Genomic DNA, 23,466 nt, shown 5'->3' on the forward strand with positions numbered 1-23,466 from the left:
TATCTCTTTTATATCATTTAGCGTTTCTTTTCGCTCTTCTTTCATACACATTTCAAACAAAACATAATTATCAGGATTGTTATACATCAAAACTCATTCTAAATAACATATCTAAACCGTCATCTGAAAAAAAATCTTGATGTATACGTTTTTTGGCTTCTTCAATTCTCATCTTTTGTTTTTTTAGTTGACTGTTTATGTATTTTTTCCCATTGATGTAATTCTTTTGTAGGGATATCATTAAATCGTTTTATACGACCATCGCAATGCCGATATTCTGCATTTTCTAAAACTTCTATATCTATGTCTATTTCTAAGCCTGTTCCACAAAAAGGAATCCTTAATTCCCTTCGAATAAAGGTTCCCCATTCTCCTTGATTCTTAAATTTTATTTCTCCAGGGTCGAGTTTAATAGTAAGTATAGTGTCATTTTTAATGGAATATGTTTTTTCAAAAGGTTTATAATTCATTCCAAATACGTTAATCTTAAATTTATGATCTACTAATTTTTTAGAACATACATCCCAAGGACTTAATCCGTCAAAATCTGTTTGAATCCCACCGACTCTTTTGTTTCCAGAACTAATTTCTATAATAGCCAATGGGACTTCGGTACGTGAATGAGCATCAATAACTTTAAAAATAGTATGTAACATCCTATTTTCATTGTTAGTAGTTTGAGCATTACTATTTAAAAAGAGTAATAGAACAGATAGATATGTTAGTGCTACTATTTTCATTTAGATTTTTTTATTGTTCTATAAATAATTATTCCTGTTACAATCAGTCCGAGAAACGCAAGAATTCCATATACTTCTTTTGCTTGTTCTGTATAAACTACTCCATCTTCAGGAGATAAAAATTTACCTTCAGGATTATACTCAAAATTTGCTCTTTGGATGTAACTCCAAATACAGAAAGAGGTAATTAATCCAATAATTAAAAGTATGATGTAGCGTATATATTTCATAATTCTTTAAAAATCGTTCTTTTTCACTAACATCTAATGTTCCAGAGTTTTCTACATCTTCATAATAAAGTACTACTCTTTCCAACGATATGGATTTTCTTCCACCAGGGCAAAAGAGGTTAATTGAAAACCGTTTGAGTTTAACCCTTCAACGTCATTTATATTTTCAAAGGTTAATTCGACACCACTTTTTAATCGCAATAAAACACCCAGGTTATCGGTTTTCTTTTTATAATCAATATTGTGTTTATTTAGTTTTGTTAAAACAAATAATAGGTTAAGTTGGTTAACATCTTCGAAGATCCATTTGTTTAATTTTAGTTGGCGACTGCTATCTAGTTTTCCTTCGTACCAATAATCTGAAAATATTAAATAGAGTTTTTTGTTTTCAAAATGCAATTCAATACCGCCATAGGTCCAGATATTGACTTCCTCTGTTAAAAAATTGGTTCCAAAACAATCAGGATCAGGAAAGTTGTTTAAGACCCATTCTTTGGTTTGTCCCAGTTTTAAATAGTCAAACTTCGCTGTCTTAAAAAATTCTAGAATATCAATTTCTATGGGTGTTTTTAGTTTCATTATTTTTTCACCTTAGAACTCTGTCCCTTTATCCCATATATAGGTTTCTTTAGGTACTGATTTTTTTTGCTGAACTTCGTACCAAACCGTAATCCAGGTTTCTTTGTCTTTTTCCCAGGTAAGTTCATCTATTACAATAGATTCGCTTTGTCTTTCTTCTTGGCTGTATGTATTGATAATAGTATTTCTAAATTCTCCATAGGCTTCGTGTAAAATAAATTGTTCTATAGAAGAAGGTGTACCGTATTTATGTATGGCTTCTACTTTTGTTAAAAGCTTCAATTCTTGAATAGATATACTATCTTTTGAATTTTCTACTTTTTCAATTATTTGATTACCATTAGTTTTAGCTTCTTTTGCGTTTTGAGCACAAGAGCTAACTATGACTAAAAGTATATAATAAATATGCTTCACTTTTAGATTTTTATCTCTTGATTTTTCATGATTACTTTTCCTCCTTAAAAACATACTCAACTACTTTTCCATTTAAATGTGTTATGCACGCAATAAGCTTTTTATCCCGTAGCTCTAAAGACAAATACTCTGCGTAAGTACCTTTTGTTTGTTCTGGAATAAAATCAATACTGATTTCTTTATTGTACAACAATTCCCAGTTATAATTTCCTATTTCGTATACTGATTCTTTACCACAGGTTAATATTTCTATTTCTGATACTTTTACTTGTTTTCTATCAAAAAATAACGATAAATAGATTTCGCTACCTGCACAAGGATTGTCATCGGGAGTTTCTTCGTAGACAGCTCCAACTTTTGCTGTGAGTTTTTTGTTTAAATGATTTTTAATTCCCTGGGCATGAGATGATAAACAGCATATACAAAACAGTATCATCACTACAATAGCCTTTTTACTACAGGTATTAAGTTTTATGTTTTTTTTCTTATACATAATTAATGTAATTCTATTTCCCAATCTTCATAAGGGGGTTTAACTTCAAATTCTGGATCGCAATACGAACGAAGGTAATCTACCGCTCTTTTTTCGGCATATTTTGCGTTTAATACATTTCCGTTTTCGTCTAACTCAATCACATTAGCAAATATGGCAAAGACTTGTTCTAGAGCACTGGGTTCTTCTCCATACAGTTTTAGGTAATCAATCCCTTTTAGTTGGTAGTGTGTACCACTCGCCATAAAATAGGCAAAGGTTCGTAGTGCACCGCTAAATGATTCGCTTAGCCTCATGTGTTTATTATTAGAATTAAATTTTTACCCAACCAATGATACTTTGATCTTTTTCTTTTAGAACCACTAAGAACCACTCGTTTTGTTTTTTTATAACAGTTACGGCTTTGTTTTCTATGGCTCTTATCTGGTTTCCTGTTTTAAGATCACCAGTACAAGGATCTGTTTTCTTTTTGTCATCTATAACAGGTTGCGTTCTTAGGATTCCCGAAATTATTTTCTGTTTGAATGTCTTACTAATTGTACTCATTTTTGTATCTGAATAGAGCGCTATCCTGTTTTCGACAAGGGTATTATCACTATTAATAACAAGCGTTGACAACATCGTCATATCAAAGCAACCTATAGCACTGCTTAAAACATACATAGTGGTTTTTTCCCCTTCTTTTAGGCTAACTAATGCTCCTGGCCCATTCCATATTTCAACAAAATCATTACCTTTTTTTAGCAGTAATACAGTTGCTTGATAATGCCGAATATCTTGATAGATGATATCTTTTTCTCCATCATTATTAACATCTACTATATGTATATTTTCGCTATTGATATCAAACACATCTGTATCCCCATTTTTGGTATAGAATTTAGCGTTTTTTATTACTGAAAACCCCGTACTGTCCAAAGAGAATTTATATCCTGATGGATTTTGTAATAGCTGTAATTGTGTTTTTAAACTATTGTTTTGAGCACACCCAGATAGGGTTAAAAATAGACAGCATATGCAAAAAAAGAACTCTAGTTTTTTCATTATTTATTTTTTACATATTCTTTTCCATTAAATTGTAATACTGTTGTTTTAGAAGAGGTTTTACTTTCTTCATCGCATTCTCCGTTTTCATCTACAAAAGTTTTACTTTCCAGAACCTTGCTTTTTACAATAATATCAAAGTATGCATTGGTTTTTTCTTCAGACATAATGAATGTATTTTTAACACTCGTAGATTCTCCCGCACATTGAGTATCCCATTCTCCACCATAATCCTCTACGTCATAATTATGCAACGCTTTTTTTAAAGTATCTCCTGACTTTACAAACAAAGAAATGGTTCTGTTACTATATGGGTTTGGTTTAGACATGCCATAATGATGTACTCGTATCCCGAATGCTCTTTTGTCTTTGGCAACAATGTATGGGGCTGTATCAATTGAAATTTCTGCAAGTACTATTGCATCAGAGACCCAACCATTTGTTTCAGAACTTTCAAAGTATTTGTGCGTTATTTTCCTTGTAATACTATTTACTACTATTATGTGGCTATTTAACTCAAAATGATATTCATCATTATGATCATCTACATATTCAGGAATAACGATAATGGTTTCTTGAGGATTGTTAGGCATTACTTTGGTAACTAATAAATCGGTATTAACCTTTGAAATTTCTAAATTAAGTTGTTGTATTGCGCTATCAATAAGGTTTTCTTCTTGAGAAATAGGTTCTATTTTTCCATTAGCTTTTATTTGAAATGATGTTGTTTCTACTTTCTTTTCATCAATCCATAGTATGTTATTAATGGTTAGCTCGTTTTCTTCAATTTTGGATTCAATTCTCGATTGACCTTCGGCTATTTCATCATAAGAAATGACTTTAGAATCGATAATATTTCCTTCTAAATCGTAATTAATTAGTACAGATTCCATTTCGTGGTCGCCTTTCAGAGTAGTTACTACAATAGAATAAAACTCTCCTGATATTTCTACTCTATAGGAAGCTATTGCTCTATAATGATGACCTTCTTTATTAAAATCAGGATATATATTTTCTAATTTTAACGCTTTAATATTTACTTTTTTATAATCATCTTCATCAATGAAGCTGTCAAAATTTGTAGCGTCTATTAGTGGGGTTGATTTGGTTTTAATTTCGCTAATGATCTTGTTAAAGCTTATAGGACTTACTTCTTTCGTCGAATCGATTGATTCTGCAACAGCATCTTGTGCTTTTACAACGGTTTCTTCTTTTTCTTTTGCCTTTTGAGAACAAGAGATTAATACAAGTAAGACTAGAATGTATCGATTTTTCATTTTTTTACTTTTTTCAATTATTTGGAGGGTTCTTTTTTCTAAATAACATCAACAACCTTCTCTAATACATAATGTATTACTGCCACAACCATAGTAATACCAATAAGAAACATAAACCGAGTAATTGTTGCTTGTATATTGTTTTTTAATTTCTTTTTAAGGTAAAAAACATCCAATAGAATAAACAAAAGGGCGATTACACCTCCAATGCTTCCGCCTATATGAAGTAGGCCTAAATTGTAAAAAATATGGAGCAGATACCATAGACCATCCGAAGATACTTTGTTGGGACCTAAAAGAATACGCATATAAACTATTCCCAGTATAAGTGATACTGCAATCCATATTAAGTAGGTTAAAACTTGTTTTAAGGCTTTCATAGTTTTGCTTTAGGTTTACTCTTTATTCAATAACTCCATAAGATTATATTTTTTATTTAAACCAGGAAGTGCAGTCTTACCTAAATTAGTTTGTATTTCAGAAATACAAACGTCATCGTATTTACTTCCTTTGTAAAAGCTTATTGGTTCTAATGTAATTATATCGTTAGTTTTAAAAATTGCATTCACTTTAAATTCTTGCACTAAAGGTTTATCCATCAAAACTACTGTTTCTACATATTTATGATTAACATATACTTTTATTTCTTTAACTCTTGTGTTCTCATAAAAAAGCGCTTTTGATTTCACGTACCCATTAATTAAACTTAGTTTTATGGGATTCATAATAACCTCATTTGGATTCAGCAATTTTTTGTTTGAATACCTACCACTTAAAAAAGATTTACCCAGGTCTAATTGTATATTTATTTTGACTTTGGTATTAGGTTTAAAAACATAAGCTGTTGAATAATCGGTATCCGAAATATTTGTAATCAGATATTTTTCATTCTTAAAGTTGGAACTAATTTTATAAAACAAATTCTCGGTAAAAGTTAGGTCTGTATTTGAACAACATCTTCCAAATAATTTATCAGACCAGGCACTATGCTCTTCAATCAACTCTTGTTTATAGTAATCGAAAATCGTGGGCAACTCATCATCTATATACTGTTTTATTTCTTTAATGCTTACAGAATCAATTGTAGCTAAGGTTACTTCTTGTTTTTCATCCAATTCTGAAGTGATTATATGATCGCTTGTATCTATTTTGATAGTGTTAACAACTAGTACATCGGCACTTTTCTTTTTATTCGAATTACAAGCAATACATACTAACAATAAGATTATCAATTTTATTTTCATTCGAATGGATTCAATAGATTTGTATACTTAGTAAGTTAGTATAAAAAATGAACATACTTACATAGCGGCTTTACTAATCACTGTTTCCAATTCTTGAAAAGCTTTTTCCTGAGCAGGAGCTAGTACTGTTTCCATTATTTTTCCTGCAATTATTTCAATTATATTTCTTCTTGCTTTAACACTTTTTCCAAAATAAGCATTCATGAGTGAACTTGGTATGATATGATTTATTTTTATTGTATTTTCTTTTGCAAAATATAGCTTTACTGCATGCATTGCACTTTTTTTAAGAACAATACATTGCGCCATTTGCCCGTTGGCATCTGTTCTAACTTCCCAGTTATCATAGTTTTTATAACATTCGAAAGAAGAAGCTGTTTTTAAAAAATCATAAAGTGTATCTAACGAATTGTATTGATCTTTAACTGTAATTATTTTTTCCATTGGTTTAATTTTTTTGGTTTTAGGTAATTCTAAATATTAATAATCCATTTCAATAAGGTTACCATCTAACTTATAATTAAAAGTAAAAGTGGTCCCACCGCTTTCTGGTTTCAACATTACTACATACTCAGCTTTGGTTATGTCTCCATTTTCTGGGAATTTTATAAATGCTATATGTAAAACTGGGTTTTTAATACTCTTTTCGGTTTTTAGTTGTACACTAGATTTTTCTACTAATTCTCCTAATTTTGAGAGACTAATCTTTTCGTTTAACTGAAACATAAAGTCTGCTGCCTTACTACCATCAGGAACTTCGAGAGTGATTTCTGAAGTTTGTCTCCAAGAATCCTGAGATAAAAGCCATTCTCCCATTTTTAAAGATTCTGGCGCTTCTGTAACAGTAACTCCAATAGAATTTCCTAGAGATTCGTTATAAATAATATTCAATTTCGTGAAATAGGCATTTTCACCAAACTTGCTTTTTATTTCCTTTTCTATGGCTTCAAATCCTTGTGCATTGGCCGGTTCCTTACTAATTCTGCCACTACAAGAGATTAGCATAATTAATACTGTTACTATTACTGTAAATTTTAATACTTTCATTTTTAGCGTGTTTTTAGTTCATTTCAACACGATAAAAGTATATAGTACAAGTGGAGTAGGAAATAGGAAATCTATTTCTGAAGTTTTAGAATACATAAGTGCGGTACTTCAAAAAATATCCGTAACAGAAAGAGGTTTAATTGTTATTCCAATTTAAAAAAGTGTTTACGAAGTGTTCCTTTTTTCGGGAAGATACAGGTATTTTTTTACCATTCTTTAAATAAATAACACCAGATTTATCATACTTATCTATAAATTTTAAGTTGACCATAAATGATTGGTGCGGCCGTGTAAAATTGGCTTTAGAAAGGCGTTCTTCAAATTCCTTTAAGGTTTTTGAAACCATATATTTTTTACTATCACTACAATGAAAAGTCGTATAGCCTTTGTCTGACTCACAAAATAGTAATTCATTTAAATCTATAACCTGAAAACTATCATGAAGCGATAATATTAATGTAGAGTCTTCATTATTCCATACCTCTTTTACCGTTTTTATTTGCTTTTTTTGTTCTGTTATCGGTAATGCAATGACTTTTTGTAATGCTATTTGTAATTCATCTATATCTACAGGTTTTAATAGATAATCTACCGCACCAATTTTTAAAGCTTGTAACGCATGCTCTTCATAGGCCGTAATAAAGATCACTTTAAAATTTAGATTTTCTGTCTGCTTTAAAAAATCAAACCCAGTACCGTCGGTAAGATTTATATCTAAAAAAATCAATTCTGGTTTACAGGCGTTTGCTACAACAACAGCATCTTTTACCGATTCACATTCTCCTATTACTTCTATCTCGGCATCTATTAATTGTAATAGATTAAGTAAGCCTTTTCTAATGTATTCCTTATCTTCTACTATTACTGTTTTCATTATACTTCCTGTATTTTATAAGGGATGATCAAAGTGACTAGTGTTCCTTGCTCGTTATATTTCTTTCTATCTTCAACAGAAATCGAGCTTTTCATTTTAAAATCTTTAGATAATATTTTTAATCGCTCAGAAGTTATCGTTGTAGATAATGATTTTTTATTACCCTTTTTATTTTCTTTTTGAGAGTCAACCCCAATACCATTATCTGTAATGGTACAAATCAAATTTTTATTTGAATAAGACAGGTAAACATCAATTATCCTATTTTCTTTTTGATTTACAAATGCATGCTCTATAGCGTTTTCAACAAATGGCTGAATAAGCATAGGAGGTATTTTAAACACAGACACGTCTATAGTGTCCTCTACAAAAACAGTGTATTGATAGGTTTTGTTTTCTAAATTCTGAAGTGCTAAATAGCTTTTTATAGCTGTTAATTCTTGAGAAAGCAACACTATTTTGTCTCTAGAGTTTTCTAAAATAATACGAAGTAATTTTGAAAACTTTGACAAATAGGAAACAGACTTTTTTTCTTCTTTATTCAATATCATTCCTTGTAATACAGAAAGTGAATTAAATATAAAGTGAGGGGTCATCTGTGAGCGCAGCAATTTCTGTTCTATGATTATATTTTGAGTTTTAGATTTTTCATTCCTTAATTTTAAAAAGAAAATTGTTGCTCCTAAAATTAAAGTTGTAACTAAAAAAGCAATCACACCAAGTAATAAATTTCGTTGTGACCTCTCTAAGTTATTGGTTGTAGTTTTAACCGTTTGTGTAAGTCTTAGTTCTCTTTTCTCTGCAGATTCTAACTCATTTTTGTACTTATATTCATACTCTACTTCTGTAATTTTCTGAATATTTTCTCTATTAAAAAGACTGTCGTTCAATATTTTTAATTGCTGATTACTTAAAAGAGCTTTTTTGTGTTCTCCTAATTCATTGTTTATTTTGGAAAGCAATTCATAGGCATCACGTCGGTGTTTTAAAAGTTTATATGTATTTGCCAATTGAGCCCCTTTTTCAGCATTAATTAATGCCAGGTTGTATTTTTTCATATAGTAATATGCACATGCCATACCTATATGAGATTCTACTAATTCGTATTGTTTTTGATTAACAGAAGTAATTTTATTCGCTTCTTTAAAGCTAGCTAAAGCTTCAGAATATTTTTTAATACCCAAATACCCAAAACCTAAACCATTAAGACTAATCGCTAAATGTTCGTCATCCTTAATTTTTCTACTAAGGGTAATTGTTTCCTTAAAATAAGAGATAGCATTAGCAAATTCTTTCTTATCGATATAGATCCCTCCAATATTATTTTTTATCGCAGTACTACTTTTACTATTGTGATTAGCCTGTTTAATAGCTAAAGCTTTTTTATAAAAATCTAGTGCTTTTTCATAAAGCTGTTGTTGTCTATAAATATTTCCGATATTATTTAATGACTGAAAAACACCAATGGAATCTTTAGATTTTTTGGCAATGTCTAATGATTTATGGTTGTATTCTATTGCCAGAGGATAATTACCTTGATCAAGATACACTATAGCCATTGAATTCCAACAGCTAAGTATACCATATTCATTATTATTGCTTGTATATGTTTTTAATGCCTTTTTAAAATTTACTAAAGCTTCTTTATGTTTTCCCATACCAGAGTAAATACCACCAATATTATAGAGGTAATTAGGCATATTCTTTTTCACTCCCAGTTTCTGATCAATTGCTAAAGCTTTTTTATAATATTTTAGAGCGAGTTTTTGATTACCCTTGTATTTATTTAGAACTCCCAAGGCATTATTACAACCTGCTAATCCTTTTAAATCATCTATAGATGTATATAGTTCTATTGCTTTTTCATAATTAACAATAGAAGTTTTAAAATTAGCTTGTTCCATATAAGTAATCCCTTTCATATAAAAACTGCGGGCTTTTCCTTTTACGGATTTTATTTCATCGGCAAGCTTTCCTGCTTGTTCGGCATATGCTAATGATTGAGGAGGATTATTTCTATAGTGATAATAAGCTAAATGATTGAGGATTTTTACTCTAACAGTATCTTTTTTGGTATAAATTTTTAATTCTTTTTTTAAACTGTCTATCTTTTTATTCTGAGATAAAACAGTTACAGAAAAAGACAAGAAACATAATAAGCAAATAATAGATGTATTTATTATTTTCATAAAATAAAGAACGGTTATTAAAATTTTAAATCAAAAAAATAGGGAATTATTCTACTCGATCTTGCTTTGTAGATTTTGATAAAAACACTAAAAAAAGAATTTGTATTAAGGTAAAGAAGAAAAAACGTTTATACATAATAGCAGGAACAGGAGTAATTCCTTCACTACGCTTCGTCGTTGGTCTTTAAGAAAGGCATACACAATACCTGTCGTTTTTACAACTGGTTTTCTTCGTAGCACCCGAGCAACATCTTATCGAACTTTTGGATTACTCATTCTAAATTAATTCTCTCAAAAACCAATTGATTTACAAAAATTATGTAAAACAGATTTTTTTGCTTTTTTACTAGCAAATTTATTTAATCAAATCTTCCAATCCTAAATTGTCCTATCTATTGGGAAGAGGTCACACCTTGATCTAAGGGACGAGAATTTTAGAGAATATTCACAATTAACATTAAACTTTCTTATTGCAATAGTGTTGCATTAAATGTTTTTTTTTAAATTCGTCCACTAAATAATCATAAATGAAGCTACTTTTTTTTACCATTTCATTCTTACTGCTACATTATTCAATATATGCTCAAGTCTTAACCGGTACTGTGGTAAATCAAAATCAGCAAGCAATTAAGGAAGCTAATATCTTAAACAAAACAACAAATGAACACACTCATACGAATACCCATGGTAGTTTTAGTTTAAAAAATATCTCTGTCGGTGACATTCTAAAGTTTTCACGTTTGGGATACCAAAGTGAAGAAGTAACGATCAAAGATTTAAGCACATCTTTGATTATTGTATTGTATCCAGAATCTATTAATTTAGATGAAGTAATTATTTCTTCAGAAGTTAATACACTTCAATTAATTACAGATGTAGATATACAAACCAACCCAGTAAATTCTTCCCAAGATATTTTGAGAAAAGTTCCTGGATTATTTATAGGGCAACATGCCGGAGGAGGAAAAGCAGAACAAATCTTTTTACGTGGTTTTGACATTGATCATGGTACTGATATTAACCTGACTGTTGATGGACTTCCTGTAAATATGGTGTCCCATGCTCACGGACAAGGATATGCTGATTTACACTTCGTAATTCCCGAAACTATTGATAGAGTAGATTTTGGGAAAGGGGTATATTATGAGGACAAGGGTAACTTTGCTACCGCTGGTTATGTAGACTTTAAAACCAAAGAAAACCTGAATACGAGTATGATCAAACTAGAGGCAGGGCAGTTTGACACGTATCGTCTTTTGGGGATGTTTAATATTATGAGTACTGCACAACACAATGCTTATGTAGCATCAGAATATTTATCTACTGATAGTTTTTTTGACAGTCCGCAAAACTTTAATCGGATTAACATTTTAGGAAAATATACTGGTTTTATTACCGATAGCGATAAGCTTGGTGTTACTGTTTCTAACTTTAGCAGTAAATGGGATGCATCAGGACAAATACCACAGCGAGCAGTCGATAGTGATTTGATTTCGCGATTTGGCGCTATTGATGATACAGAAGGAGGCAATACGTCAAGGACTAATTTTTTAGTAAACTATGATAAGATTATTAATGAAAAATCAACCTTAAAAAATAGTGTTTATTGGAGCGCCTATGATTTTGAACTCTATTCTAACTTTACTTTTTTATTAGAGGATCCTATTAATGGGGATCAGATTAGACAAAAGGAAGGTAGAACAATTTTTGGATTGAATAGTGAGTACCAAAAAGCATTTTCTGGTAATAAAGTGGAAGGAACTTGGCAAGCAGGGATTAGTCTTAGGAATGATCAAAGTAAAGACAATGAATTGTCTCGTTCACGTAACAGAATAGAAACCTTACAACAGATTCAGTTTGGAGATATTAACGAAACCAATTTTGGAGCTTACCTTGGGGCAAACATTCACTTGAATAAGTGGACATTCAACCCTTCTATAAGAGTGGATTATTTTGATTTTCAGTATAACGATGCGTTATTAGGGCTTTATAAAACTCAGGAAGAGACAGAAGCTACCATTAGCCCTAAACTGAATATTTTTTATAATGCTTCAAATGAATTACAGGTGTACGCAAAAGCCGGAAAAGGCTTTCACTCCAATGATTCGAGGGTTGTAGTTGCCCGAGAAGGCGAAACGATATTACCATCAGCTTTAGGAACTGATATAGGATTTGTTTGGAAGCCCACTTCTAAGATGCTTTTCAATCTTGCTTATTGGTATTTATATTTAGAACAAGAATTTGTATATGTAGGGGACGCAGGGATCGTAGAACCTAGTGGAGAAACAAGACGTCAAGGAATCGATCTCAGTTACCGATACCAGATTTTCCCTTGGTTGTTTTGTAATTTAGATGCCAATTATACACAAGCTAGGTCTATTGATGGGCCTTCAGATGCAGATTACATCCCCTTAGCAGCAGATTTTACTTTGATAGGTGGATTTAATGTTCTCCATAAATCAGGTTTTTTTGGGAGTGTCAATATTCGGCATCTAAATGATCGTCCTGCCAATGAAGATAACAGTATTGTAGCAGAGGGATATACTATCACGGATCTAAATGTAGGGTATAAATGGAAAAAAATGAGTTTGGGTATTCAAATACAAAACCTATTTGATCAAGATTGGAACGAAACTCAGTTCGCTACTGAATCGCGCTTGGCTGGCGAACCTCAATCTGTTGAAGAAATCCATTTTACCCCGGGGACACCTTTCTTTTTGAAAACAACAGTACAGTATAATTTTTAAAAAGAATTCTGAAACTAATGAAATGAGCTCAATAAAGCCTCTATTTTATAACTATATGTTTTGCTATAGAGAGCGGTTATCAATATAATATCTAACATACAACTATATTTATAAAGTCATAAATAAAACCAAAAATGAAAAAACTCCTTTTTATTATTACAATAGTACTTTTTGGTGCTTGTAAAACTGAAACAAACAAAACTGAAAAAGACAAAACTAAAACGGAAGTATCATCACAAGTATCAGACAATCCATTTTATCAAGAATGGGATACACCATTTGGGGTACCTCCTTTTAACAAAATTAAGGATGAGCATTATATGCCGGCGTTTAAAAAAGGTATGGAAGAAAACCTTGCCGAGATTGATGTAATCGTAAATAATCCTGAGGCGCCAACATTTGCCAATACGCTTGAAGAATTAGAAAGAACTGGAAAGTTACTTACCAAAGCGCAAAGTGTTTTTTATAATTTAACAGGTTCAAATACCAACCCAAAATTACAAGAATTACAACGTGAATTAAGTCCACTGATTTCTGCTCACTACGATAAAATAACGCTGAATGAAGATCTTTTTAAAAGAGTTGAAACAATTTATCAAGAGCGTGAGAACCTTAACCTAAGTAACGAACAACGTAAACTTTTAGAAGATACTCGTAAGTCATTTGTTCGTAGTGGTGCATTGTTGGATAAAGAACAAAAAGTTAAAATTACAGAAATCAATTCTAAAATTTCTGAGCTCACAACCGCATTTGGTCAAAATCTATTAGCCGAAACCAATGGTTTTGAGCTTATTTTGGACAAAGATCATTTAGATGGCCTATCCGATGGTATTATAGCGGCGGCGGCAGAAACAGCTGCACAAAAAATGGAGAAAGCCGAAACTGACGAAGAAAAAGCAAAATACAAAGACAAATATGTATTTACGCCGCATCGCAGCAGTATGTATCCATTCCTAACCGAATCCAACCGACGCGACTTACGTGAACAATTATACACAGCTTATGTACAACGTGGTGATAATGATAATGAAACAGATAATAAAGAGGTTGCTGCAAAAATAGCAAAACTGCGTGCAGAGCGTGCTCAATTAATGGGTTACGAAACTCACGCGCATTTTGTGTTAGAAGAACGTATGCTAAAAACACCAGCAGAAGTTTATGATTTATTAATGCGGTTATGGAAACCTGCATTGGAAAGAGCCAAAGTAGAAGTTGCCGATATGCAGGCAGTTGTAAATAAAGAGGGGCACGATTTTAAAATAGCAGCTTGGGACTGGTGGCAGTATTCTGAGAAAGTTCGAAAAGCTAAATATGATTTAGATGAAGCTGCATTGAAACCGTACTTATCATTAGATAATGTGCTTAACGGTGTATTTGCAACCACAAACAAATTATGGGGCTTAACTTATACAGAGTTATTCGATATTAATGTTTATCATCCAGATGCCCGTGTTTGGGAAGTAAAAGATAAAGATGGTAGCCACCTAGGGGTTTTTATTGGCGATTATTTCACTCGTTCTAACAAACGTGGCGGAGCATGGATGAGTAGTTTTAAAGGACAATCAAATCTTGATGGCAAAGAACGCCCAATCGTAGTAAATGTATGTAATTTCCCAGCACCTGTTGGCGATGATCCGGCGTTACTCAGTTTTGAAAACGTTACTACCTTATTTCATGAATTTGGTCATGCTATGCATGGTATTTTAACTAATGTTACCTATGGTAGTATGGCAGGTACATCTGGACCTCGTGATTTTACCGAGTTTCCAGCACAAATTCTTGAACATTGGGCAAGCGAGCCTGAAATCCTGAAATCGTTCGCAACTCACTATAAAACAGGCGAAGTTATTCCTGACGAATTAATCGACAAATTACTAAAAGCCTCTAAGTTTAATCAAGGTTTTGCAAATACCGAATATTTGGCAGCATCATTACTGGATATGGATTGGCACACCATTAAAGCAGAAGAAGATGTTAAAAATACAGATGCTTTTGAAGAGGCTTCTCTAGCTAAAATTGGCTTAATTAACGAAATAGCACCTCGTTATCGTAGCACCTACTTTGCACATATCTTTGCAGGGGGATACGCTTCTGGATACTATAGTTATGTTCACTCTGCTGTACTTGACTCAGACGGTTTTGAAGCATTTAAAGAAGCAGGAAATGTATTTGACTCAGAACTTGCTGCAAAGTTAAGAACTCATGTTTACGAAAAAGGCTCAACTGAAGAAGCAATGGAACTTTATAAACAATTCCGTGGACGTCAACCTAAAATAGACGCCCTACTGAAAGTGAGAGGGTTAGACGGTTCAACTGACTAACTCAGCTAAAACAATTTGAAAAGCGGTGCGGAAAACCGAGCCGCTTTTGTTTAAAATATCCCTGTTATGCTTATGAGACTTCTTAAAACTCTTATTTTCTGCGCCTTCTTGTGTTCTAGTTCTGTAATTTTCTCTCACCAACGAGACGAACTTGTTATATTAGAAATCGAACAGGGACAACTTGACTTCCAAGATCAAGGAATGACTGCCGAATATGAATATATTGCAGCCATAAAACGTCAGCGTATGCGTAAACTGGAGGCCATGCCTTGGCCAGAAAAATTTTTGTTATTTATTAAGGCAGGTGTTGAGCACATCATCCCGAAAGGTTTAGATCATATTCTTTTTGTGTTAGGGTTATTTTTTTCCAGTCTTATTTTAAGGCGCTTGCTTTGGCAGGTAACCGCTTTTACCCTTGCTCACACAATCACCTTAGCCCTGGCTGCGTTTGGTTTTGTACAGGTTCCAGTCGATATAGTCGAACCTCTTATTGCGCTTTCTATCGTTTGGGTAGCAGTCGAAAATTGTGTGTTTAAACAAGCAAACAAGTGGAGACCTTTCATCGTATTCAGCTTCGGCTTACTACACGGCTTAGGCTTTGCGACTGTGTTAAGTGAATATGGATTACCTAAAAACAATTTTGTTCCTTCGTTACTAGCATTCAATATCGGTGTAGAAATTGGTCAGTTGCTAGTATTAGTTACTGCTGTCGCATTAGTATGGTTTATTCGACACAAGAGCTGGTATCGTCGACGGATACAAATTCCAGCATCTCTAATGATTGCCTTGGTTGGCCTATTTTGGTTTATCGAAAGAGTATTTTAAGTGCAAATTTGGAACTTCAGAAACGAATTTATTATAACTGATTCGCATTTAATTGATTCAAGTTTCCGAAAAATAAGAGCAAAATGGATTTGTATTTTTAAGGTGCAAACCTTAACAACAGCCCAAAATACTCTAGGACAAAAGGAAATAATCTTGTCATTAGATCACTACAGGACCTATTAAACACAGTAAAGATAAAAAATACGATATCTCAAAAAGATCACCAAAATCAATGTTTTACAACTTAAAAAGCCAAATTGAACTCTAGGGAACGATTTGGCTTTTCTATAGCTTATATATGCTTATTTTATTTTTTCTCTGAATTTTCTTCTTCAGTTGCTTTCTCTTGATCTTCTTTTATCAATTTTTTATCTTCTTCTGTAATTCGTTTGTGCTCAGCAGCTATCCCCTGGTGTTCTTTCTCCATGTTTGCATGCTCTGTTTTCATAGACTCATGTTCTGCTGTCATCTGTTCTAAAGTAAATTCTCCAGAAGCATGTTTTGTTTCTAATTCACTATGTTTTTCTATTAATGATTTATGAGCTGCGATAAGTTCACTGTGTTTAGCCAATAAAACCGAATGATTCTTTTCGATTACTAGATGAATAGAATCATTTTCAATAGCTTTATGAGCATCTACCATTTGCTGATGATCATCTTTCATAGTATTGTGTTCAGTAGCCATTGCTTCATGAGAAGTCTCCATTTCTTTATGCTCTTCTACCATGGCTTTGTGCTCTGGTGTTTCTGCTGGGTTTTGTTTACAAGAAAAAAATACAGATAATACTGCGATAAATGTTAATTTGCTGAGTGTTTTCATGATTTTGATAAATTAGTTAGACATTAACAAATGTAATATTTACTAAATAATTGTTTAACATTACTGCCACCATATTTTTAATGTTTGCGTTATCATTAAATCTATCTAAAATTTTTAAGGAGTATTTCACGATTTTTTAGAGGTACCCATCTAATAAATTATAGTTTCCTTTTCAACGTTGTAGGTATCGTGTTAACCATTACAAGGTTTTACAAATCCAAAATTTTTGCCAAAACTTATTCCTTATAAATATCTTAAGATTTAAGAATCCAATTAATTACTATATTTGGCAAATGAGAATGAACATTTGGAAAAATATAATTACTCTTTTTTTTCTATCCGCTTTTCTATTCCTTAGAATTGTTAATGTACATGCTATTTCTCATTTTTCTGATGACGATGATCAAATACATTGTGAGTTGTGTGAAATTATTGCGGTATCATATAAACTTACTCCTTTTACAGATAGTACATTTGTAGAAGTAGAACAAAAATCTGTGATAGATTTCCATGAGTACAAAACCAATTTTTGTTACGAAACATCGCAATACTGTATTACACTACCTAAAAGCATCTACAATAAACCTCCACCCAAATATTTAGGGTAGTTGTGTTTTATTTTTGAAAATTTTCTTTTTGTATGTTGATACTTCTAACCATATGATTTTATAAATCATATTGTAGTGTATACAATAGATCAATTACCCTTCTCTGTTAGTCAGAAAATTTTCTCCAAACATTTTTAATATTTAATTTTTTTTAGTCATGAAAAAATTACCCGTTACTGTATTGAGTGGTTTCCTCGGTGCAGGCAAGACTACATTGCTTAACCATATTTTACATAATAAAGAAGGGTTAAAAGTTGCCGTGATTGTCAATGATATGAGTGAAGTCAATATAGATAGCCAGCTCGTACAAAATGAAAATACCCTTTCTCGAACAGAGGAACGCCTCGTAGAAATGAGCAATGGTTGTATTTGCTGCACCCTTCGAGAAGACCTGATGATAGAAGTCGAAAAATTAGCTAAGGAAAACAGGTTTGACTATCTAATTATCGAGAGTACAGGTATTTCAGAACCTATTCCTGTAGCTCAGACCTTTAGTTTTGCCAGTGAGGACGGCAGTATCGACCTAAGTCGCTTCAGTTATGTCGATACTATGGTTACTGTAGTAGATGCATATAATTTTTTGAAAGACTTTTCGAGTGCTCAATATCTATCCGATAGACAGCTTACAAATATTGAGAACGATGACCGTACAATTGTAAATCTACTTACCGATCAAATAGAATTTGCAAACGTGATTTTACTCAATAAAGTAGATCTGATTACCGAACAAGAATTAAAAAATGTGTATGATATTCTTCATAAATTAAATCCAGGAGCCAGAATATTTCCTACTAAAAATTCACAAATATCATTACAGGAAATTATCAATACAGGGTTGTTTAACTTTGAAGAAGCTGAAAATTCTGCAGGTTGGATACGAGAACTCGAAAATGAACATGTTCCTGAAACCGAAGAGTATGGTATTGGTTCCTTTGTATTCCGTAATAAAAAACCGTTTCATCCAGAACGGTTCCTCGACTATGTTTCTAACCATTTCCCCTCAAATATTATTCGAAGTAAAGGCCTGTTTTGGTTGGCCTCGCGTAGTAATCAAGCCTTGATCTGGAGTACGGCAGGAGGCTCTACAAAAATTGACCCTGCTGGAGTATGGTGGGCGTCTATGTCATTTGCAGAACGAATTAGCTACCCTTCCTTTCTGAATAACCAAAAATCAATAGAGTCAGATTGGATAAACCCTTTCGGGGATCGAAAGATAGAACTCGTCTTTATTGGGCAGCATCTCGATGTTACCGCGATAACCCTACAACTTAAAAAATGTCTGCTTACTAATGAGGAGATACTGGACTGGAAAACAGGAGAATTCTCTAACATCGACAATTGGCCCATCCCAAGCTATCAAGATTCAAACGTATAAATAATAGTATTATGATCATTATTAACAATCTTACAAAGAAATACAACGAACACGTTGCTCTGAACGAATTGAATCTTCAAATCAAAGAAGGTGAAATATATTGTCTTCTCGGAGCTAATGGTGCCGGAAAGACTACCACAATCAACCTCTTGCTAGGTTTTACGACACCAACCTCGGGCAATGCCTCTATAAACCAAATAGACGTACAGGAAAATCCCAAGGCAACCAAGCGTTTCTTAGCTTACATCCCAGAGAATCTAATGCTATATCCAAGCTTAACCGCTTTGGAAAACCTCGATTATTTTTCTGGAATAGCAGGAAAGAAGCTTTCGACAAAAGAATTAAAAGGCTTTTTGGAAGAAGCAGGACTGCAGACAGAAGCCTTTGACAAACGTATCGCTGCATTTTCTAAAGGTATGCGCCAAAAAGTAGGAGTCGCTATTGCCTTGGCCAAAGATGCCAAAGTACTGCTGTTAGACGAACCCACTTCTGGTCTTGATCCTAAGGCTAGTAATGAGTTTGGATTGCTGTTGCATAAGTTAAAGTCAAAGGGGATAGCCACCCTGATGGCGACACACGACCTTTTTCGTGCCAAGGAAGTAGCCACTCATATAGGTATCATGAAAGATGGCAAATTACGACAACAATTTGTGTCCGACGATATTTCCCTTGCCGAGTTAGAAAAGGTATATCTCGATACCATGGACTATAAAGAAATATTATCATGATAACAAAAACTTTTCTTAAGGAAACCAAGGAATTGTTGCGTGACGGTCGCGTTCGCATCTCCTTAATTATCGTATTCTTTTTATTAAGTGTGGCGGTATGGATCAGTGCTCAACAATACCAAAATGTAAACGCACAGTACTCGGCTGCTAAAACGGCAGAACGTGAGGTTTGGGATAATCAAGGTAAAAAGAACCCACATTCTGCAGCACATTATGGTACTTATGCCTTTAAACCAAAATATCCTCTTTCGTTAGTAGATCAAGGCGTAGATAAATATACAGGCACCTCCATTTTTTTGGAGGCTCATAAACGTAACGAGGCACAATTCAGTGCAGCGGCAGATCAAACAGGCCTCGCTCGCTTTGGAGATTTGACACCAGATTTTATGTTGCTCTTCATCATTCCCCTACTCATTGTTCTTCTAGGTTATAACGGTTTTACCAAAGAACGTGAAATGGGTACCTTAACATTGCTCAAGAGTCAAGGTATTTCCCAATGGAAATGGATCTGGGGAAAATGGATGGCACTTTTCTTCCCTATTTTGTTGATTACAGCTATTCTGTTCCTGGTAGCAGGTATCCTACTGTCTAACTTACAAGATTTTGGAGTGTTCAAATGGGAATCATTGTTCTTATTGTTTGTGATATATGTAGTTTACTATATTATCTTTATCAACCTGGTACTATTGATTTCTATCAAAACCAAAAAATCAGGTATCTCGCTCGTAGTGTCCCTATGTATTTGGATCATCGCCTGTTTGGCAGCACCAAAAGCGGCGAGTAACTTTGCCGAAAACAAGTATCCTTACCCAACACGACAAGAATTTACAGCCAATGTCTTAAAAGACAAAAAGTCTGGGCTCGATGGTCATAATCCCTGGAACAAGGAGGCCAAACTTCTAGAAGAAAAAATATTGAAAGAATACGATGTAGATAGCTTATCTCAGCTTCCCTTTAACTATGATGCCTATAGAATGCAAAAAGGCGAGGAACACCAAGCAAAGATCTATCTAAAACACTATAATCATCTCAAGAATCAATATGAGCAGCAGTCGGATGTATACAGGAATTTGGCACTTCTCTCCCCTTATCTTCCTACCCGATTTTTAAGTATGGCCATTGCCCAGACCGATTATGCCACACATTGGGATTTTGCCGATGCTGCAGAGGACTATCGCATCGCTACTCAAAAATTTTTGAATGGTAATTTTGCTAAAAACTCAGAATATGGCAATTGGGGATACCAAGCAGATGCCGAAACCTGGGAACAGTTACCTGACTTTGACTACACTCCTCCTCAACTTGGAGTCATTCTAGAGCAAAATACTTCCAACCTTATTGTCATAGGGCTTTGGTTCTTAGGCTCTTTTGGATTCCTTTTTTTCATTCCTAAAAATTTATAAGTATGTTCAGTTACAATTTTAAATATGAATTAAAGCTGTTGCTCCGTAGCCGATGGATACAGCTCTTGAGTTTGATATTATTGCTTCTCTTTGGTTTTTCGGCCTTTAATGGAAAACAAAAAGTAGAGAAGCGTAAAAATGTCATTGTAAAGGCACAAGAAGAATTACAGGAAAGCGATGCCGAAATGTTAAAACTTCTCGACTCGGTACAACGTGGGATGGAAGTAAGTGCTTCTCGGTGGACCCTCCCCACAAGCCCAATGGCTGTAGGAAATTATCATCCCAGGATTGCTCCCATGGAACCCCAGCTTATGGCATTTGTATCAACGGGCCAGGCAGATCTTTTTACCCATTTTGTAAAACCAACGGCAACAGGCGATGATTTTGCTCTAAATTTTACCGAAATGACCAGCCCTGTGCAATTGCTGTTCGGCAGTTTTGATCTGGCATTTGTGATTGTGTATCTACTGCCTCTTTTGATCATTGCTTTTTCCTATAACGTGCTTTCTGCTGAGAAAGAAAGTGGTGCACTACGATTGCTGGCCGCACAACCCATTGGTATTCCCAATTGGGTAATGCAAAAACTGGGATTACGTTTCTTCTGGATGTCGGTTTTGGTCATTGCAGCTTTAACACTTGTTTTTCTTATCATCGGTATTGACATCCTAAGCCACACGAGTTTAGTTTTAGGGCTATTTACTTTGGTGTTGGGATATATGCTCTTTTGGTTTACTCTAGCCTTTTTGGTCAACCTATGGGTAGGTAGTTCAGCCAAGAATGCCGTAGCTATGCTCGGACTTTGGGTATTGTTTGTATTATTGGTTCCTTCTGTATTAAACCAATTGGGAAGTACCCTTTATCCTATGCCATCGCGTACCCTCATGGTCAATGAGATGCGTGAAGTGAAAGTAGAAATCACCAAAAAACAGGATGAAATCCTTGACAATTATCTACGTGACCATCCAGAGTATGCGATTAATGACACTTCTCAAAAGAGGTCTTTTTGGCACAGGTATATGGCTTCGCAACAGTTGGTCAAAGAAGAATTAGAACCGGTAGTAAGTTCTTTTGAGAACCAATTACAAAAACAACAAGACTGGATGAATAAATTCAAATGGATATCTCCGGCAATCACTGTTCAGGAGTCATTCAACCATTTGGCAGGAACTTCTACAGAAGACTACGAAAGTTACCGAAAACAGGTCATAGACTTTGCAGGAAATTGGCGGAAATATTTTGTTCCCCTTCTTTACAATAATAAAGAGTTTACGCAAAAGGACTATACTACATTACCAAAGTTTCAATATAGCCCAGCCTCATATCAATTGGTTCCAGTGGCTTTAATGCTCTACCTGATATCCACCGTCCTTTTTGGCCTTGGAATTTTCAGCTCGAAGCGTCTAAAAACAAAAGGCATACTCAATTAAGAAAATAATGTTCAATTTTTAAATACAACAATAATGATTACTAAAGAAGAAGTACAAAAAGCACAAATGGAATGGGGCAACGGGGTTGTCGAGATCGGTGCTAAAAAAGATCAAAGAAAGGAATGCGAGCGTTTTACAAGCAAATTTCTGGATGAACGCTATGCTTTTGATAAAAAAAAGGTACTGTTCAAGCCCACCAAAACATCGGTCATTCAATTTAGGCCTGATAAGGAAGGGGCACTTTCGTATTTTATTGCAGGAAACGATCAATACCCAGAGGATGGAGGTTTTGCTATTCAACCCTGGACCAAAGTACGCTTTGAAAACGAAGTTATGATACTCGAAGAAAAAAGAGCTTTGGCTATGGGCAACTATTACTTTACTGACCTAGATGGGCAGGAGGTCAAGGTTGAATATACCTTTGGCTATACTCTTGATTCTTCTGGAAAATTAAAGATAGACGTTCATCATTCCTCTTTACCTTATAATCCTGGGGCATCGGTATGATTTTCTTCGGTAAACAGCAAGAAAAAACCCTTTTTCTGGTTTGCCCTATGGATTTTATAGAACCCGTGATCAGGGAAAGGTATAAAGGAAATTCTTTTTTTTACACCGCCCTGGGGGTTTTTCTTGAGTTCGATGAATCCACCCAGTATAATCTTTATAAGCTAATAAAGAAAGAGAGGATCGATTATATCACATTGGTTGCCAAGGCTGATGGGGATTTCTATCAGGGAGCATTGCTCGATTGGCAGACGCCATTGCACCTTCCTGTGGAGCAATCTTTAGCGCAATTGAAAACTGGTATTGCTCCCAGAATAGAACGACAGAAAGGCTCTTTCTTAAAATCGAGAATGATTATAGGCGAACACCTCAACCAGCAAAGAGAACGTCTTCTTAATACTAAACTTTTAGGGATAGGATTGCTACGTAATGGGATAGGTGTAGATAGTCTTGTTTATGAACCTTCTAATAAAAGTTTTACAACTACTGGAGATGTTTTAAATAGGGCAAAATTATTTGATGGGATGATGGCTAATTAAAAAACGATATGAAATGAAAAACTCATGTTTTTAGTCTT

Annotated in this window: 25 protein-coding genes; 10 read left to right on the forward strand and 15 right to left on the reverse strand. The window is 33.8% G+C overall.

Translation table 11 applies throughout. The annotated features are described in order from the left end of the window. Positions 1-161 precede the first annotated feature (161 nt). The 14 genes from NNH57_RS13150 to NNH57_RS13215 form a co-directional block, all read right to left on the reverse strand. Positions 162-740 (reverse strand): hypothetical protein, encoded by a 579-nt coding sequence (locus NNH57_RS13150; RefSeq protein ID WP_074407323.1) that lies wholly within the window; start codon positions 738-740, stop codon positions 162-164. Continuing rightward, a complete protein-coding gene (locus tag NNH57_RS13155) occupies positions 737-970 on the reverse strand; it encodes a hypothetical protein (RefSeq protein ID WP_074407322.1) in 234 nt (77 codons plus the stop codon). Before NNH57_RS13155 ends, NNH57_RS13150 begins: the two co-directional genes overlap by 4 nt. Before the next feature lie 72 nt (positions 971-1,042). Beyond that, positions 1,043-1,549 carry a hypothetical protein gene (locus NNH57_RS13160; protein ID WP_108809043.1) on the reverse strand — a complete coding sequence of 169 codons (507 nt, stop codon included), beginning with the start codon at positions 1,547-1,549 and terminating at the stop codon, positions 1,043-1,045. A 12-nt stretch (positions 1,550-1,561) separates the two neighbouring features. Further along, positions 1,562-1,963: a hypothetical protein gene (locus NNH57_RS13165; RefSeq protein ID WP_132065972.1), complete on the reverse strand. Its 402-nt coding sequence runs from the start codon at positions 1,961-1,963 to the stop codon at positions 1,562-1,564. Between the two features lie 31 nt (positions 1,964-1,994). After that, entirely contained in the window at positions 1,995-2,456 is a 462-nt protein-coding gene (locus NNH57_RS13170; RefSeq protein WP_132065970.1) for a hypothetical protein, read from the reverse strand. Between the two features lie 2 nt (positions 2,457-2,458). Further along, positions 2,459-2,752, reverse strand: a complete 294-nt coding sequence (locus NNH57_RS13175) for a DUF7677 family protein (protein WP_074407318.1) — start codon at positions 2,750-2,752, stop codon at positions 2,459-2,461. A gap of 16 nt (positions 2,753-2,768) precedes the next feature. Continuing rightward, a complete protein-coding gene (locus NNH57_RS13180) occupies positions 2,769-3,500 on the reverse strand; it encodes a hypothetical protein (protein WP_074407317.1) in 732 nt (243 codons plus the stop codon). Next, positions 3,500-4,777, reverse strand: coding sequence for a PA3715 family protein (locus NNH57_RS13185; protein WP_108809040.1), 1,278 nt, complete (start codon positions 4,775-4,777; stop codon positions 3,500-3,502). The genes NNH57_RS13180 and NNH57_RS13185 overlap by 1 nt, the downstream gene beginning before the upstream one ends. Before the next feature lie 38 nt (positions 4,778-4,815). Continuing rightward, positions 4,816-5,157 (reverse strand): hypothetical protein, encoded by a 342-nt coding sequence (locus NNH57_RS13190; RefSeq protein ID WP_074407316.1) that lies wholly within the window; start codon positions 5,155-5,157, stop codon positions 4,816-4,818. Positions 5,158-5,172: 15 nt separating this feature from the next. Beyond that, positions 5,173-6,021: an NADase-type glycan-binding domain-containing protein gene (locus NNH57_RS13195; RefSeq protein ID WP_108809039.1), complete on the reverse strand. Its 849-nt coding sequence runs from the start codon at positions 6,019-6,021 to the stop codon at positions 5,173-5,175. A gap of 57 nt (positions 6,022-6,078) precedes the next feature. Further along, positions 6,079-6,465: a hypothetical protein gene (locus NNH57_RS13200; protein WP_074407314.1), complete on the reverse strand. Its 387-nt coding sequence runs from the start codon at positions 6,463-6,465 to the stop codon at positions 6,079-6,081. A gap of 36 nt (positions 6,466-6,501) precedes the next feature. Next, a complete protein-coding gene (locus NNH57_RS13205) occupies positions 6,502-7,068 on the reverse strand; it encodes a hypothetical protein (RefSeq protein ID WP_074407313.1) in 567 nt (188 codons plus the stop codon). Positions 7,069-7,204: 136 nt separating this feature from the next. Next, positions 7,205-7,942, reverse strand: coding sequence for a LytR/AlgR family response regulator transcription factor (locus NNH57_RS13210; protein WP_074407312.1), 738 nt, complete (start codon positions 7,940-7,942; stop codon positions 7,205-7,207). Beyond that, positions 7,942-10,131 (reverse strand): tetratricopeptide repeat protein, encoded by a 2,190-nt coding sequence (locus tag NNH57_RS13215; protein WP_108809038.1) that lies wholly within the window; start codon positions 10,129-10,131, stop codon positions 7,942-7,944. Before NNH57_RS13215 ends, NNH57_RS13210 begins: the two co-directional genes overlap by 1 nt. A 527-nt stretch (positions 10,132-10,658) precedes the next feature. On the opposite strand from NNH57_RS13215, the gene NNH57_RS13220 reads away from it, so the two are divergent. From NNH57_RS13220 to NNH57_RS13230, 3 genes are all read left to right on the forward strand, one after another. Further along, positions 10,659-12,878, forward strand: a complete 2,220-nt coding sequence (locus NNH57_RS13220) for a TonB-dependent receptor (protein WP_074407308.1) — start codon at positions 10,659-10,661, stop codon at positions 12,876-12,878. Between the two features lie 134 nt (positions 12,879-13,012). Beyond that, positions 13,013-15,199, forward strand: a complete 2,187-nt coding sequence (locus NNH57_RS13225; protein WP_108809037.1) for a M3 family metallopeptidase — start codon at positions 13,013-13,015, stop codon at positions 15,197-15,199. 66 nt (positions 15,200-15,265) lie between these two features. After that, positions 15,266-16,024 carry a HupE/UreJ family protein gene (locus tag NNH57_RS13230; protein ID WP_074407306.1) on the forward strand — a complete coding sequence of 253 codons (759 nt, stop codon included), beginning with the start codon at positions 15,266-15,268 and terminating at the stop codon, positions 16,022-16,024. Positions 16,025-16,331: 307 nt separating this feature from the next. Here the strand turns inward: NNH57_RS13230 and NNH57_RS13235 are convergent, their stop codons facing one another. Further along, positions 16,332-16,844: a hypothetical protein gene (locus NNH57_RS13235; RefSeq protein ID WP_074407305.1), complete on the reverse strand. Its 513-nt coding sequence runs from the start codon at positions 16,842-16,844 to the stop codon at positions 16,332-16,334. A gap of 293 nt (positions 16,845-17,137) precedes the next feature. Here NNH57_RS13235 and NNH57_RS13240 point away from each other — a divergent pair, with 293 nt between their 5' ends. From NNH57_RS13240 to NNH57_RS13270, 7 genes are all read left to right on the forward strand, one after another. Beyond that, entirely contained in the window at positions 17,138-17,452 is a 315-nt protein-coding gene (locus tag NNH57_RS13240) for a hypothetical protein (RefSeq protein WP_074407304.1), read from the forward strand. A 157-nt stretch (positions 17,453-17,609) separates the two neighbouring features. Continuing rightward, entirely contained in the window at positions 17,610-18,827 is a 1,218-nt protein-coding gene (locus tag NNH57_RS13245) for a GTP-binding protein (protein ID WP_074407303.1), read from the forward strand. An 11-nt stretch (positions 18,828-18,838) separates the two neighbouring features. After that, the gene (locus NNH57_RS13250) at positions 18,839-19,555 is read left to right on the forward strand and encodes an ABC transporter ATP-binding protein (protein ID WP_074407302.1); all 717 of its coding nucleotides are present in this window, start codon (positions 18,839-18,841) and stop codon (positions 19,553-19,555) included. Then, complete coding sequence (locus tag NNH57_RS13255; RefSeq protein ID WP_074407301.1) at positions 19,552-20,958, forward strand: ABC transporter permease; 1,407 nt, start codon at positions 19,552-19,554, stop codon at positions 20,956-20,958. Before NNH57_RS13250 ends, NNH57_RS13255 begins: the two co-directional genes overlap by 4 nt. Before the next feature lie 2 nt (positions 20,959-20,960). Next, positions 20,961-22,385, forward strand: a complete 1,425-nt coding sequence (locus NNH57_RS13260; protein ID WP_108809035.1) for a DUF3526 domain-containing protein — start codon at positions 20,961-20,963, stop codon at positions 22,383-22,385. Positions 22,386-22,418: 33 nt separating this feature from the next. Beyond that, positions 22,419-22,892: a hypothetical protein gene (locus NNH57_RS13265; RefSeq protein WP_108809034.1), complete on the forward strand. Its 474-nt coding sequence runs from the start codon at positions 22,419-22,421 to the stop codon at positions 22,890-22,892. After that, entirely contained in the window at positions 22,889-23,428 is a 540-nt protein-coding gene (locus NNH57_RS13270; protein ID WP_074407298.1) for a hypothetical protein, read from the forward strand. The genes NNH57_RS13265 and NNH57_RS13270 overlap by 4 nt, the downstream gene beginning before the upstream one ends. Positions 23,429-23,466: the final 38 nt, after the last annotated feature.

It is taken from the genome of Aquimarina spinulae, from assembly GCF_943373825.1.
GTDB classification, from domain to species: Bacteria; Bacteroidota; Bacteroidia; order Flavobacteriales; family Flavobacteriaceae; genus Aquimarina; species Aquimarina spinulae.